This window comes from Bacillus paranthracis (genome assembly GCF_001883995.1).
Classification (GTDB): domain Bacteria; phylum Bacillota; class Bacilli; order Bacillales; family Bacillaceae_G; genus Bacillus_A; species Bacillus_A paranthracis.
In genome coordinates this window covers 1-14966 of sequence record NZ_MACE01000047.1, presented here as the reverse complement: position 1 = coordinate 14966, position 14966 = coordinate 1, and the positions used below count along the sequence as shown (strand labels likewise).

Annotated in this window: 17 protein-coding genes; 8 read left to right on the top strand and 9 right to left on the bottom strand. The window is 37.3% G+C overall.

Annotation, left to right across the window (positions count from 1 at the left end; translation table 11 throughout):
• Positions 1-42: 42 nt before the first annotated feature.
• The gene (locus BAQ46_RS16945) at positions 43-1395 is read right to left on the bottom strand and encodes a glucose-6-phosphate isomerase (protein WP_000103660.1); all 1353 of its coding nucleotides are present in this window, start codon (positions 1393-1395) and stop codon (positions 43-45) included.
• Between the two features lie 274 nt (positions 1396-1669).
• Between BAQ46_RS16945 and BAQ46_RS16935 the strand changes: the two genes are divergently transcribed.
• Entirely contained in the window at positions 1670-1903 is a 234-nt protein-coding gene (locus BAQ46_RS16935; protein WP_000105788.1) for a DUF378 domain-containing protein, read from the top strand.
• 111 nt (positions 1904-2014) lie between these two features.
• Here the strand turns inward: BAQ46_RS16935 and yugI are convergent, their stop codons facing one another.
• From yugI to BAQ46_RS16920, 3 genes are all read right to left on the bottom strand, one after another.
• Entirely contained in the window at positions 2015-2359 is a 345-nt protein-coding gene (gene yugI, locus BAQ46_RS16930) for a S1 domain-containing post-transcriptional regulator GSP13 (protein WP_000003767.1), read from the bottom strand.
• A gap of 253 nt (positions 2360-2612) precedes the next feature.
• Entirely contained in the window at positions 2613-3803 is a 1191-nt protein-coding gene (locus BAQ46_RS16925; protein WP_000808515.1) for an aminotransferase, read from the bottom strand.
• Positions 3800-4297, bottom strand: a complete 498-nt coding sequence (locus BAQ46_RS16920) for an Lrp/AsnC family transcriptional regulator (protein WP_000255706.1) — start codon at positions 4295-4297, stop codon at positions 3800-3802. Before BAQ46_RS16920 ends, BAQ46_RS16925 begins: the two co-directional genes overlap by 4 nt.
• Positions 4298-4563: 266 nt before the next feature.
• Between BAQ46_RS16920 and BAQ46_RS16915 the strand changes: the two genes are divergently transcribed.
• Together BAQ46_RS16915 and BAQ46_RS16910 are read left to right on the top strand one after the other, a co-directional pair.
• A complete protein-coding gene (locus tag BAQ46_RS16915) occupies positions 4564-5556 on the top strand; it encodes a 2-hydroxyacid dehydrogenase (RefSeq protein ID WP_000543730.1) in 993 nt (330 codons plus the stop codon).
• A gap of 109 nt (positions 5557-5665) precedes the next feature.
• Positions 5666-6505 carry an alpha/beta fold hydrolase gene (locus BAQ46_RS16910; RefSeq protein WP_001015188.1) on the top strand — a complete coding sequence of 280 codons (840 nt, stop codon included), beginning with the start codon at positions 5666-5668 and terminating at the stop codon, positions 6503-6505.
• Positions 6506-6535: 30 nt separating this feature from the next.
• Here BAQ46_RS16910 and BAQ46_RS16905 read toward each other — a convergent pair whose 3' ends face one another.
• Positions 6536-6787, bottom strand: a complete 252-nt coding sequence (locus tag BAQ46_RS16905; protein ID WP_000537636.1) for a YugE family protein — start codon at positions 6785-6787, stop codon at positions 6536-6538.
• 117 nt (positions 6788-6904) lie between these two features.
• On the opposite strand from BAQ46_RS16905, the gene BAQ46_RS16900 reads away from it, so the two are divergent.
• A complete protein-coding gene (locus tag BAQ46_RS16900) occupies positions 6905-8056 on the top strand; it encodes a MalY/PatB family protein (protein WP_061131733.1) in 1152 nt (383 codons plus the stop codon).
• A 227-nt stretch (positions 8057-8283) separates the two neighbouring features.
• Here BAQ46_RS16900 and sodC read toward each other — a convergent pair whose 3' ends face one another.
• Together sodC and BAQ46_RS30705 are read right to left on the bottom strand one after the other, a co-directional pair.
• The gene (sodC, locus tag BAQ46_RS16895) at positions 8284-8823 is read right to left on the bottom strand and encodes a superoxide dismutase [Cu-Zn] (RefSeq protein ID WP_000746504.1); all 540 of its coding nucleotides are present in this window, start codon (positions 8821-8823) and stop codon (positions 8284-8286) included.
• A 68-nt stretch (positions 8824-8891) separates the two neighbouring features.
• Positions 8892-9068, bottom strand: coding sequence for a hypothetical protein (locus tag BAQ46_RS30705; protein WP_000982758.1), 177 nt, complete (start codon positions 9066-9068; stop codon positions 8892-8894).
• Between the two features lie 165 nt (positions 9069-9233).
• Between BAQ46_RS30705 and kapB the strand changes: the two genes are divergently transcribed.
• Positions 9234-9617: a kinase-associated lipoprotein KapB gene (gene kapB / locus BAQ46_RS16885; protein ID WP_001209341.1), complete on the top strand. Its 384-nt coding sequence runs from the start codon at positions 9234-9236 to the stop codon at positions 9615-9617.
• Positions 9618-9658: 41 nt separating this feature from the next.
• On the opposite strand, the gene kapD is transcribed toward kapB, so the two are convergent.
• On the bottom strand, positions 9659-10282 hold the full coding sequence (gene kapD, locus BAQ46_RS16880) for a 3'-5' exonuclease KapD (protein ID WP_001005369.1): 624 nt from the start codon (positions 10280-10282) through the stop codon (positions 9659-9661).
• A 289-nt stretch (positions 10283-10571) separates the two neighbouring features.
• Between kapD and BAQ46_RS16875 the strand changes: the two genes are divergently transcribed.
• Entirely contained in the window at positions 10572-11897 is a 1326-nt protein-coding gene (locus BAQ46_RS16875) for an ArsB/NhaD family transporter (RefSeq protein WP_000545224.1), read from the top strand.
• A 58-nt stretch (positions 11898-11955) separates the two neighbouring features.
• Here BAQ46_RS16875 and BAQ46_RS16870 read toward each other — a convergent pair whose 3' ends face one another.
• A complete protein-coding gene (locus BAQ46_RS16870; RefSeq protein WP_000390057.1) occupies positions 11956-12423 on the bottom strand; it encodes a hypothetical protein in 468 nt (155 codons plus the stop codon).
• Between the two features lie 117 nt (positions 12424-12540).
• Between BAQ46_RS16870 and BAQ46_RS16865 the strand changes: the two genes are divergently transcribed.
• Entirely contained in the window at positions 12541-13254 is a 714-nt protein-coding gene (locus BAQ46_RS16865) for a DNA alkylation repair protein (protein ID WP_000553329.1), read from the top strand.
• Between the two features lie 347 nt (positions 13255-13601).
• On the top strand, positions 13602-14966 hold a 1365-nt coding region (locus BAQ46_RS16860; protein WP_071742206.1), incomplete at its 3' end, for a glycine--tRNA ligase.

The following is a 14966-nucleotide window of genomic DNA, read 5'->3' as shown; positions in this document are numbered from 1 at the left end:
TCGATGAAATAATAAAAAGCGGCCGGATCCGGCCGCTTTTTATTATTTTAAACGCTCTTCTAATTCTGCTTTTAATTCTTCAAATCCTGGTTTACCAAGTAAAGCAAACATGTTTTTCTTGTATGCTTCTACTCCTGGTTGGTCAAATGGATTTACGCCTAATAAGTAGCCGCTCATCGCACATGCTTTTTCGAAGAAGTATACAAGGTAACCAAATGTGTACTCATTTAATTCAGGAATATTTACGATTAAGTTTGGTACTCCGCCATCGCTATGTGCAAGTAGTGTACCTTCGTATGCTTTCGTGTTTACGAAGTCTACAGTTTCACCAGCAAGGTAATTTAATCCATCTAAATCGTTTTCTTCTGATTCGATTGTTAGTTCATGTGTAGGTTTACCTACTTTTAGCACTGTTTCAAATAAGTCACGACGACCTTCTTGAACGTATTGACCTAATGAATGTAAGTCAGTTGAGAAGTTTGCTGAAGATGGGAAAATACCTTTTTGATCTTTTCCTTCACTTTCACCAAATAACTGTTTCCACCACTCAGCGAAGTATTGAAGTGCTGGCTCATAGTTAACAAGCATTTCAATTGTTTTTCCTTTATTGTATAGAGCGTTACGAACTACTGCGTATTGGTAAGCTGGGTTTTCTTCTAGTTCTGATGTACCGAAGTCCTCACGACCAGCAGCTGCCCCTTTCATCATCTCTTCAATATTTAAGCCACTCACTGCGATTGGCAATAAACCAACTGGCGTTAATACAGAGAAACGTCCTCCAACATCATCTGGAATAACGAATGTTTCGTAACCTTCATTATCAGCTAATGTTTTTAATGCACCACGCGCTTTATCTGTCGTTGCATAAATACGTTTGCGAGCTTCTTCTTTTCCATACTTTTCTTCTAATAACTTACGGAAAATACGGAATGCTAGTGCTGGCTCTGTTGTTGTACCTGATTTGGAAATAACGTTAATAGAGAAGTCTTTACCTTCTAGTACATCCATTAAATCTTTCATGTAAGTGGAGCTAATGTTTTGTCCAACAAATAGCACTTGTGGAGTTTTACGTTGTTCTTTAGAAAGTGTGTTGTAGAAAGAATGGTTTAACATTTCAATTGCTGCACGTGCTCCTAGGTAAGAACCACCGATACCTACAACAAGTAAAATGTCAGAATCATTTTTAATTTTTTCTGCGCATTTTTGAATGCGAGCAAATTCTTCTTTGTCATATTGAAGCGGAAGGTCTACCCACCCAAGGAAATCGTTCCCAGCTCCAGTTTTTTCGTGGATTGCGTGATGTGTTACTTTCACTGCATCACGTAAATAAGTGATTTCATGTTCACCGATGAAGGATAACGCTTTAGAATAGTCGAACGTTACATGTGTACTCATCTTTTTCCCTCCAATTATGGATATGTATTTCTGTATTCACTTTAGCGAAACTGAAGTTGTAAATCAAGCGATTCACCCCTTGTAAACGTAACCAATATATATTTTTTAAAAAAAGTTCATTTTTTGCATAAAAATTCGCATTTTTCGGTATAGATGTATATACATCCTATTTCGAACATTTTTTATGTATAAAAACAACATAACTACCCCATTCTATAAAAGAGTTAATTAACTCATCGCTTGCTCATGCTTCACAATTAAGGGGGGCTTTTTCATGAGTACTTTGCAACGTATCGCATTAGTCTTTACTGTAATTGGCGCTGTAAACTGGGGATTAATTGGGTTCTTCCAGTTTGACTTAGTGGCAGCCATTTTCGGTGGACAAAACTCAGCTCTTGCACGTATTATTTACGGCATCGTCGGTATTTCTGGGCTGATCAATCTTGGTTTACTCTTTAAACCATCAGAAAATCTTGGTACTCACCCAGAAACGAACGAAATTCGCTAGTCAGTATGTCCTTACTCACCTTCGACATACGAATATGATTGCATGCAATCATATTTGCAAATATATATCATAAGAAAAAGTAAAAGAGGAACGCTCATATGCGCTCCTCTTTTACTTTGTTAACTCAGACTCTTCAATCCATTCTGTTAGCTTTTCTCGCAGCGTATTAAATCCGTCCTTAGATGGATTCGGTATAAGAATCCGTCCTTGTTTTCTTTTCGCCGCTTTTAACGATAAACTCATTTTTCTGTGTTCTTCATCAATTGAAAGTACTTTTACTTCTACTGTATCGCCGACTTTTAAAAAGTCATGAATATCCTTTACATATCCATTTGTAATTTCAGATATATGCACAAGTCCTTGTGTTTCTGCATCTAACGCTACAAATGCACCGTAATCTTGAATCCCAGTCACTTTCCCTGTTACAACCACTCCTGTTGTATATTGTTCTGACATATGAAACACTCCCATACGTTTACCATTTTCTCTACAATTGTAGATAGCAAAGCAGATGATTTATTGTTAAATATCCGATTAGTTAATACGTACCGTAAGTAAAGCTACTCAGGATACGCATACCTTATATTAGTAAATTATACCACTATGACAGAGCTCATTCAAAATTCATGAAAAAATTTCCTTAAGTAAGTATAATTCTCCAATATTAGGATAGAATACTAACACATGGCTTTCTAGTATTCCCCCCCTTTTATGGACAAAACGTATTGTGTTTTGTCCTTTTTTTATTCTCTATAAACCGTTCCATTCTCTTCATTGCTTCCATAAGCTGTTCAAGCGATGTTGCATACGAACAACGAATAAACCCTTCGCCACTTTCGCCAAATACACTTCCAGGTACAACAGCCACTTTTTCTTCTAATAATAACTGTTCTGCAAATTCCGCTGAAGATAGTCCAGTTGAAGAAATTGAAGGAAAGACATAAAATGCTCCGCCCGGCACGTGACACGTTAATCCCATTTCATTGAAAGATGTCGTCATAAAATTACGGCGTTTCTTATAGCTATCTCTCATCCGAATTACTTCATCATTCCCGGCACGTAACGCTTCAAGTGCTGCGAACTGAGACATCGTTGGGGCACACATCATAGAATATTGGTGAATTTTGAGCATTAATTCTGAAAAATGAACAGGAGCTGCAATCATACCAAGACGCCATCCTGTCATTGCAAATCCTTTTGAAAATCCCGAAATTAAAATCGTATGCTCGCGCATATTTTTAATACTCGCGAAACTTGTATATGCTTCGTCGTATACAAGTTCTGCATAAATTTCATCAGATAATACGATTAAATTGTACTTCTCAACAATCACTGCTATTTCTTCAAGCTCGGACTTGTTTAACATTGCACCTGTTGGGTTATTTGGTGAACAAAGTAAAATTGCCTTTGTCTTCGCTGTAATAGCTGCCTCAATTTGTTCTGGTTGTACTTTAAATTCATTTTCTAAAGTAGTCGCCACAGGAACTGGAACGCCTCCAGCTAATGTCACAAGCGGGGCATAAGAAACGAAACTTGGCTCAATAATGAGTACTTCATCATCAGGATTTATAATGGCGCGCATCGCTACATCTAACGCCTGACTTGCTCCAACTGTAACAATGATTTCATCGTTTGGATCATAAGAAACTGCAAATTGTTTTTTTAGATACTTTGCTATTTCTTGACGGAGCTCCAATAATCCTGCATTTGCTGTATATGACGTATATCCTTGTTCTAAAGAACGGATACATGCTTGCCTCACATTCCAAGGTGTAACGAAATCAGGCTCTCCTACTCCAAGCGAAATAACACCTTTCATATTTGCTGCTAAATCGAAAAACTTTCGAATACCAGATGGTTGTAAAGATTCCGCTGCTCTAGATAGTTCAAATTGCTTCATGGTGTCACCACAATTCGCTTATCATCATCGTTTTTTTCATAAATAATTCCCTCATGTTTATACTTCTTCAAAATAAAATGCGTTGTCGTAGAAACGACAGATTCAATTGTTGCTAATTTCTCAGAAACAAACATCGCCACTTCTCCCATTGTCTTTCCTTCTAATGTAATAGAAAGGTCATATGTCCCTGACATTAAATACACAGATTTCACTTCTGAATAACGATAAATTTGCTCAGCAACCGCATCGAACCCAACGCCGTGCTTTGGCGTAACTTTCACATCAATCATTGCCGTTAAACCTGTATGTTCTTTCACCTTCGTCCAATCGATATGTGTTACATAATCCACGATAATCTTTTCCGCTTCTAATTTTTCAACCATTTTCTTTACTTCTTCTACTTCTATATTTAACAGCTTCGCTAATGTATCTACAGTTAATCGACTACTTTTTTCAAGACAAGCTAATAATTCTAATTCTTTTTCTGTCACCATATAAATCATCCTTCCTTTTCGTTTGTGTCTAAATTATACAAATAGCCTTTCCAGTTTGAAAAGAAGATTTTTTTAGTGAATTATGTCAAAATAAAGTGAAACTTTAATCCATGGAAAGGTTCACCCCATGGATTATTAGCCCGCTCCAATCGGGCTTTTACGAGCAGTTGATCTCCCACCTCACTTCTTTGTCTCAACCGTCTTTTTAGGTGGGAGTCTTACTGCTCGTTAAAGCGGGGTAAAGTGAAACTTTACTCAGCAGAAAAATGCATGATAAAGCGAAAGGGGATGGAATCGTGAAACCAAAAGTTTATATTGCTGAACCAGTTCCAACATTTGTAGAAAACTATTTATCAGAACACTGTGATTATGAAAAATGGGAGCAAAATGAGAAGGTACCTCGTGATGTTCTACTAGAGAAAATACAAGATAAAGATGGTTTATTAAATTTCGGATCTGCTATTAATGAAGAATTATTGGAGGCGGCTCCTAACTTAAAAGTAGTAAGCAACATTTCTGTCGGTTACGATAATTTTGATTTACAAGCGATGGAAAAGCGCAATGTCATCGGAACAAATACACCTTACGTACTAGATGATACAGTAGCTGACCTCGTTTTTGCTCTTATGTTATCTGCTGGTCGTCGTGTTTGTGAACTCGACTCCTACGTAAAAAATGGTAAATGGAATGCGGAAATTGGAAAAGAGCACTTTGGGCTAGATGTACACCATAGTACAATCGGCATTATCGGTATGGGCCGAATTGGTGAAGCTGTTGCAAAACGAGCGAAATTCGGATTTGATATGGATGTTCTTTATTATAACCGTCGCCGAAAAGAAGAAGCTGAACAAAAATTCGATGCTACATATTGTGATTTACAGACACTTCTAAAGCAGTCTGACTTTATCGTTCTTCTTACTCCATTAACAGATGAAACGTACCATCTTATCGGAGAAAAGGAATTTTCATTCATGAAAGAAACAGCTATCTTCATTAATGCTTCTCGTGGGAAAACAGTAGATGAAGAAGCGTTAATCGATGCGTTAACAGAAAAGAAAATCTTTGCAGCAGGCATCGATACGTTTACACAAGAGCCGATTCAAAAAGACAATCCGCTCTTATCATTACAAAATGTTGTGACCTTACCACATATCGGATCTGCAACATTAAAAACTAGGCAACAAATGGCTATGACCGCCGCTGAAAATTTAGTTGCAGCGTTACAAGGAAAAACACCGCCTAATATTGTTCGCGGGTAATACTGAATATACGAAAGGCAAGATGACATCGTCATCTTGCCTTTTTTTGTTAACATATTTTTTTCTGCCTTGGAAATGATATGAACAAAAATCAATGGAGTGACAAAAAATGAATCACGAATCTACTTGTCCTTATTTCACTTTTTCCACTCGCGGCACTACTGTTCATTACGAATTGTATGAACATGAAAATAAAACAGAACGTCCTACTTTCGTACTCGTTCACGGCTTTTTATCTTCCTCATTCAGCTACCGCCGTCTAATTCCTTTATTATCAAAAGAAGGAACAGTCATTGCCCTTGATTTACCACCGTTCGGGAAGAGTGATAAGTCTCATCTATTTAAGTATTCTTATCATAATTTAGCAACGATTATAATCGATTTAATTGAACACTTATCTCTCTCAAACATTGTGTTAGTTGGACATTCTATGGGCGGCCAAATTTCACTTTACGTAAACCGTATACGTCCTGAATTAATTTCAAAGACAATTTTACTATGTAGCTCTAGCTATTTAGCACGCGCAACTTTACCTTTACTGTACTCTTCTTATTTACCGTTCTTTCATTTATACGTAAAGAATTGGATTATACGGCGCGGCATTGTTCATAACTTAATGAATGTCGTTCATGATCATTCATTAATTGACGATGAAATGAAGGCCGGTTACTCTGCTCCTTTTTATGACAACCGTATATTCCCCGCTTTAACTCGTATGATACGAGATCGTGAAGGTGACTTATCTTCAACTGAATTACAAAAAATCGAAACACCTACGCTACTCATTTGGGGTGAAAAAGATCGGGTCGTCCCTGTACATGTGGGTCATCGTCTGCACAAAGATTTACCGAATTCGAAATTTATTTCTTACGAAAATACAGGGCATTTACTACCTGAAGAAAAACCGGAACATGTTTATGAAGAAATTATGGCTTTTTCTGCGCAGTAATATAAAAAGGCTGTCGGAAATTCCGACAGCCTACAATGAACAACTTCCGCCTTCTTTTATTACAAGTAATTCCACAGCTAACTTCTCACATTTTTCAAGCGCAGGTACTTCCTCAAAAGACATAAAGTATATATGTTGAATCTTCTTTGCGATGTATTTTGAATCATCAAACACACTTGCGACGTTCACAACATCGCTCGCTTCTGTTTCATAAAACTCCGGTCCCATTTGAAACGGATCCCAATTCTTCACAACCTCTATCATCTTTTCATATGTACCCATTCGCTTCCCGCCTTTTCACTTTTTAATACTTTTCTTTATCCTATCACATCAGCTATTCTATAAGAAGAGAGAGAACTTTCATAACTTAACGGTTTTACAGAAGAAGGGGGCAAACTTATGCAACTATTTCATAAAACAGTCAATCGACGTGGAACCCATAGTATAAAATGGGATACATATAAAAACGAAGAACTTATCCATGCTTGGATTGCTGATATGGATTTTGAAGTACCACAACCAATTCAAGCTGCTTTAAAGAAACGTATCGAGCATCCTATTTTCGGCTATACACTTCCTCCCGAAAATATTGGCGATATTATTTGTAACTGGACAAAAAAACAGTACAACTGGGATATTCAAAAAGAGTGGATTGTCTTTAGCGCCGGAATCGTTCCAGCTCTTAGTACGAGCATACAGGCCTTCACAAAGGAAAACGAATCCGTTCTCGTACAACCACCTATTTATCCCCCATTTTTCGAAATGGTCACAACAAACAACAGACAATTATGCGTAAGTCCATTACAGAAACAAAATGATACATATGCGATAGACTTTGAGCATTTAGAAAGGCAATTTCAACAAGGCATTAAACTCATGCTTCTTTGCAGTCCTCACAATCCGATAGGGCGTGTTTGGACGAAAGAGGAACTAACAAAGCTTGGATCTTTATGTACCAAATATAATGTAATCGTTGTCGCAGATGAAATTCATTCCGATATTATTTACGCAGATCATACACATACACCGTTCGCTTCTTTATCCGAAGAATTAGCAGCGCGCACGATTACTTGTATGGCTCCAAGTAAAACATTTAATATCGCTGGATTACAAGCATCGATTATTATCATTCCAAATGAAAAACTCCGTCAAGCCTTTACATCTATCCAATATAGACAAGGCTTCCACGGATTAAATATATTTGCCTATACAGCGATGGTAAGTGCCTATACAGAATGTAACGATTGGCTAAATGAAATTCGATTATATATAGAAGATAATGCTCAATTTGCTTGTAAATATATGAAAGATCACATACCTACTCTTTCCGTAACGAAGCCAGAAGGTAGCTTTTTATTATGGATTGATTGCTCTCGCCTACAGCTTTCTCAAGATGAGCGCACTAAATTGCTCGAAGAAAAAGGAAAAATTATTGTTGAGCCTGGTGAGAAGTACGGATTAGGCGGCGAAGAACATATTCGAATTAACATCGGCTGTCCAAGGTCTGTTTTAGAAGAAATTTTAAATAGACTGCGCCATACGTTTTCATAATAAGAAAGGAGACTGTTTGGGACAGCCTCCTTTGTCAACTTTTGTCGGTAAGTCGATATATTTTAAAAATCGCCGATATATTTTGAGTTACGGTCGATATATTCCAATAATCGCCGATATATTTTAAGTTACAGTCGATATATTTTAAGTTACAGTCGATATATTCCAATAATCGCTGATATATTTTCACTTACACTACACAAAAAAGCTACCGCGCACGGTAGCTTTTACTTTTTCTTCATATCCGACGCTTTTTTTACAATAACACCACAAGCAATTCGATCACCTGATTTACCTGTCGGTTGTGTCATGCCATCATCAGCGTTTTCTGTAATAATAATAGACGCTCCATCTTTTCTATGAATCGTCGTTTTTCCTTCTTCAAGCGTTATATGCGGCGCATCAATTTCTGCTTTAATCTTTCCAGAACCATCTGCAATTACGTTCGGTAAATCACCGTTTTCTGCACCCTTCGGATTGAGTAGTCCATGCTTTTTATCATCTGGATTAAAATGATTTCCAGCTGATTCAAAACGAGGTGCTTTACACTCTCCAATTTCGTGTACATGTAGTCCGTGCGGGCCAGGTGCGAAACCTTCCCCTTTAATCGTAATTTTCACTCCGCTTGTTTGCTGAGTTACTTTTGCAGTCCCCACTTCATCACCTGAAGCATTATGTAATTTCACGTCAATTTCTTTCGGCTTTCCTTGGTCACAACCTGCCATCAGAAATAGTAAACAACAACTGAAAAAAAGCCGTTTTTTCATTTTATTCCCTCCAAAATACATTCTGCCCTTAGATTGTCCGAGCATAGAGGGAAACATACAAAAATGAGTTACTGTTTCTTTTCAGCTAACAGCTTTTCTTCAACTTTCTGTAATCGATCTGCTTCTCGTTTTGATACACGAACGAACATACGCCATGTAGCAATCGCACCGATAATAAATAGAACACAAACAATCCCTGGAATAATATATTCTGTTTTATCTTCCGGAAAGTATAAAGGCATCATAACGAACACTCCTTAATTATAGGATTCGAAAAACATCAGAATTTTCTGTTATATACATTTAAATTATAGTTGAACCTATCCATATTCTCAAGGGGCGTTCCGAAAGCGAATGATTTCTTTGACTCCTTCTCCTACTTTCCTTACTATAAACTTGAGGTGAAAAATATGAGAGAAACATTTGAAATTGGCGAAATCGTTACTGGTATTTATAAAACGGGAAAATACATTGGCGAGGTTACAAATAGCCGCCCTGGCAGTTACGTCGTAAAAGTATTAGCTGTTTTAAAACATCCGGTGCAAGGTGACTTACATAACGTAAAACAAGCTGACGTACCATTTTTCCACGAAAGACGTGCTTTAGCTTTTCGTGAACAGACGAACATTCCAGAGCAAATGGTGAAGAAATATGAAGGAGAAATTCCAGATTACACAGATTCACTCAAATTAGCATTAGAAACTCAAATGAATTCATTTTCTGAAGATGATTCACCTTTTGCGGTTCGTAGTCTAGAAACATTAGAACAGTTAAAAAAGGACTACAAACTTTAAAAAAACAAAACGACCAAATTACATACTGTGCAATTTGGTCGTTACTGTGTACTCACTTTCTTTAACACTTTTGAAAAATCAACGAGTTCCCCTAATGTTGGAGGTGCTGGTTTCACTAAATACTCTTTATCTTTTTCTACTAATTTAAAAATATTATACGTCGTCATCGCATCATCTAGCGCACAATGATGCTTACCCGTCCCTACTTTTCCATACGCTTCAATCGCTTTCCACAATCCTGTTTGATTTCTCTCACCAAAAAACTTCTTATACTCAAGTGATAAATCACGACACTGTCCTTGGAAAGGAAAATCTACTCCCGCTTTTTCACAATTATGCTTCAACACTTTCATATCCATATTTCCCCACGTAACAATGGTCGGTTTACATCTCTTTTCATATTCTGCAAGTTTTTCAACGAGTTCTGGAAACGAAATTCCTTTATCTACGACTTCTTGTTTAATCCCTAAAAACTTCTTACATCGATCCGTTAAAGAAGGAAAAGTCTTCGGCCTAACATGAGCTGAATACGTATCTTCTACCTTACAGCCAACAACCGAAACGAGTCCTACCTCAATAATCTCCGGGAAAAATCCTTTTGGTTTTTTTCTGTGCTGGGGCATCGTAAACTCAAAATCCAAAAATAAAAATTGTTGTTCATTCATACGATCCCTTCCTTATCATCTTTGTCATTCCTTTCTATTTGACACTCCTACACGAACAAGCTCGAATGCTAATTCCATTTTAAATATTCAGATTGGATGTATCTTATATATATGTCAAATGCCCGCAAATATTTTTAAAAATAAGAAAAAGTAACCTTTGCAGAAAATATAACAAAATAAACCCTTTCATTTACATCCGACATTTTTCTACTTTATAATGACGTTATGTGTGTTTCATCTAGTTAATTTTTGACACACTAAGAAAAGTGAATGAAAGGAGATGAGAGTTTTGCACGAAACAACGCAAGAGCTCGCAAACTGGCAGTATTATTTTGCTATCGCAGTCTTTTTAATTACATATGCCATTATTATTTCTGAAAAAATTAATCGCGCTGTCATCGCACTTCTTGGTGCAGCACTCATGGTAATTATGGGGGTTGTTGATTTACACAATGCCTTTACGAAACATATTGAATGGGGGACGATTACACTACTCATCGGTATGATGATTTTGGTGAACATTACGAGTAAATCGGGCGTCTTCCAATACGTTGCCATTAAAGCAGCAAAAGGAGCGCAAGGAAATCCAATTAAAATTTTAATTTCCCTTTCCTTACTTACTGCGCTTGGTTCCGCATTTTTAGATAACGTTACAACTGTACTTCTTGTTGTTCCAGTTACTTTATCTATTACGCGCATACTGCAAGTAAATCCTGTCCCTTATTTACTTTCTGAAATTATTTTTTCAAACATTGGGGGAACAGCAACATTAATTGGTGATCCACCTAACATTATGATTGGTTCTGCCAATAAGCATTTAGATTTCAATGCTTTCTTACTAAACTTAGCGCCAATCGTAATTATTATCATTGGTGTGACAGCGACAATACTTTACTTCATGTACCGCAAACAATTAATCGCTGATCCTGTACAAGTTAAAAAATTAATGAGTTTAGATGAAAAACAATACATTAAAGATCCATTATTAATGAAAAAATCTTTAACAGTTCTTGGACTTACAATTGTAGGTTTCATGACTCATTCCATTTTCCACGTTGATGCAGCTATCATCGCTTTAACTGGTGCTACTGTTCTTATGCTAATCGGTGTGAAAGAACATGAAATTGAAGAAGTATTCGCAAGTGTAGAATGGGTAACAATCTTCTTCTTCGCAGGACTATTCGTACTCGTTGGAGGACTTATCGATATCGGTCTTATTAAAATGTTAGCTCAAAAAGTAATTGGCATAACAGGCGGAGATATTTCTTACGCATCTATCCTTATTTTATGGGTATCTGGTATCGCCTCCGCAACAATTGATAACATTCCATTCGTTGCAACAATGATTCCTCTTATTAACGATATGGCTGTCGGATTAGGATTATCACCTGCTGACGCACAAATCGACGTATTATGGTGGGCATTAGCATTAGGTGCTTGTCTGGGCGGAAACGGAACATTAATCGGCGCTTCTGCTAACGTAATTGTCGCAGGTATCGCAAGCCGCGAAGGACATAAATTTAGCTACATGGACTTCTTAAAAGTCGGTTTCCCAATTATGATCGTTTCATTAATCATTTCTCATATTTATATTTATGTACGCTACCTTATGTAGCACAAAAAGCGCTCTGATAACCAGGGCGCTTTTTTCATTACACATATTTAAATTAAACTTACTCGTTATACCTCACCGGCTCATTTCTGATAATGAACAAGTGAATCGGCAAGAACACTGAAAATGTGATGACATGAATAATCGTAAATAATATAGAGTTCGTTCCATATCTGTCTAAAATAGCGTAGATAAGATAAATAGACAACACAATGGATACAGCTGTTGCTATTAAATATAAAATTGGTACGAAATTAAAAATGAAACATGCGACATATATGCCGAATACTTTCCATCCTGCTTCTTCTTTCAAGAAATCGGGTAATTTATCTTTCGCTAAATCACCCCATATTTTACTATTTAAAAAAGGAATAAATGCTAGAACTCCATCCGTTGCACCGTCATTTTTCGCCATCGTATACAGTGCAAAAGCCGTTAACAAATACGCAATAACTGCCCAAATCAATATAACAAGAATAAACGCAAAACTAAGAGCAAAGAAACCTGCTAGTAAGCCTTGATCTTCCATCTTATCCTCTCCTCTCTACTCTCAACATATTTCATTGCATTGCAAGTTATGTTTTAAAATTCAACCAAACTCTCTGTATAATAATAGGAGTAAGATAATAAGAGAGGAGAACAACCGATGCATCCATTTGTAAAAACATTACAAGAGCATTTCATAGCTCACAAAAATCCGGAAAAAGCAGAACCGATGGCACGTTATATGAAAAATCACTTCCCATTTATTGGTATTCAAACACCTGAAAGAAGACAATTATTAAAAGACGTCATCCAAATACATACTCTCCCAGATCCAAAAGACTTCCAAATTATCGTACGTGAGCTGTGGGATTTACCAGAACGAGAATTTCAGGCAGCTGCACTCGATATGATGCAAAAATATAAAAAGTATATAAACGAAACGCATATCCCCTTCTTAGAAGAACTTATTGTAACAAAATCTTGGTGGGACACTGTCGATAGCATCGTCCCTACATTTTTAGGTAATATCTTTTTACAACATCCAGAATTGATTTCTGCCTATATTCCAAAATGGATTGCATCAGATAACATATGGTTACAACGCGCCGCTATTTTATTCCAGCTAAAATATAAACAAAAGATGGATGAAGAACTTCTTTTTTGGGTTATTGGACAACTACATTCTTCGAAAGAATTTTTCATTCAAAAAGCGATTGGATGGGTCCTTCGTGAATATGCAAAAACAAAGCCCGATGTCGTTTGGGAATACGTGCAAAATAACGAGCTTGCCCCACTCAGCAGGCGTGAAGCAATTAAGCACATTAAAGAAAATTACGGAATAAATAACGAAAAAATAGGCGAGACTCTATCATAGATAGACGCGTTCCTCTATTGAGATTTAAAAAAGAACGTGTTAGAATATGTTCATTATTATTAATATAAGTAGCGATGACGGACTTATAAGTACTTGCACAAAAAGCGATTCAGGGATAGTGAAAGCCTGAAGCCGCAAGGAAACGGCAGTCTCGAGCAATACGTGATAAAGTGGATGCACCTTTTGTGTATCAACTAGGGTGGAACCGCGGGCAAACGCTCGTCCCTAGGCAATTAAGCCTTGGGATGAGCGTTTTTTTATGTTTTTCAAAGCATATACTGCTCGTTTCACAAGTTACCTGAGCACGTCATCGCCAATACGTTAGCTTTCAAAAGGAGGATTTTCTTATGTATTCAATGGAACAAGTAGTAAACTTAGCGAAACATCGCGGTTTTGTTTTCCCTGGTTCTGAAATTTACGGTGGTCTTGCAAACACTTGGGATTACGGTCCACTTGGAATCGAATTAAAAAATAACGTTAAAAAAGCTTGGTGGAAAAAATTCATTCAAGAATCTCCATACAACGTTGGTTTAGACGCAGCTATTTTAATGAACCCAAAAACTTGGATCGCTTCTGGTCACGTTGGTAACTTCAACGATCCAATGATCGACTGTAAAAAATGTAAAGCGCGTCACCGTGCAGACAAATTAATTGAAGATGCATTAGATGCAAAAGGCATCGAAATGGTTGTTGATGGTCTTACTTTCGACCAAATGGCTGACTTAATGAAAGAACATGAAGTAAAATGTCCTGATTGCGGTAGTGAAGAATTCACTGAAATCCGTCAGTTCAACTTAATGTTCAAAACATTCCAAGGTGTTACAGAGTCTAGCACAAACGAAATCTTCCTTCGTCCAGAAACAGCACAAGGTATTTTCGTAAACTTCAAAAACGTACAACGCTCTATGCGTAAAAAACTTCCATTTGGTATTGGCCAAATCGGTAAGAGCTTCCGTAACGAAATCACGCCTGGTAACTTCACATTCCGTACACGTGAATTCGAACAAATGGAACTTGAATTCTTCTGTAAGCCTGGTGAAGATTTAGAGTGGTTCGCATTCTGGCGTGAAACTTGTAAGAACTGGTTACTTTCACTTGGTATGACTGAAGAAAGCATGCGTCTTCGTGACCACGGTGAAGAGGAATTATCTCACTACAGTAACGCAACAACTGACATTGAATTCAAATTCCCATTCGGTTGGGGCGAACTATGGGGCGTTGCATCTCGTACAGACTTCGATTTAAAACGTCACATGGAACACTCTAACGAAGACTTTAACTATATTGATCCACAAACGAATGAGCGTTACGTACCGTACTGCATCGAGCCATCTTTAGGTGCTGACCGCGTAACATTAGCGTTCTTATGTGATGCATATGAAGAAGAGCAATTAGAAAACGATTCTCGTACAGTTCTTCGTTTCCACCCTGCTTTAGCACCATACAAAGCAGCGATCTTACCATTATCTAAAAAGCTATCTGAAGGTGCTACTGAAGTATTTGCAGAACTAGCTAAAGACTTCATGGTAGACTTTGACGAAACTGGTTCTATCGGTAAACGTTACCGTCGTCAAGACGAAATCGGTACACCATTCTGTATCACTTATGACTTCGACTCAGTTGAAGACAAAGCTGTTACAGTACGTGACCGTGACACAATGGAACAAGTGCGTATGCCAATTAGCGAACTAAAAGGTTTCTTAGAGAAGAAA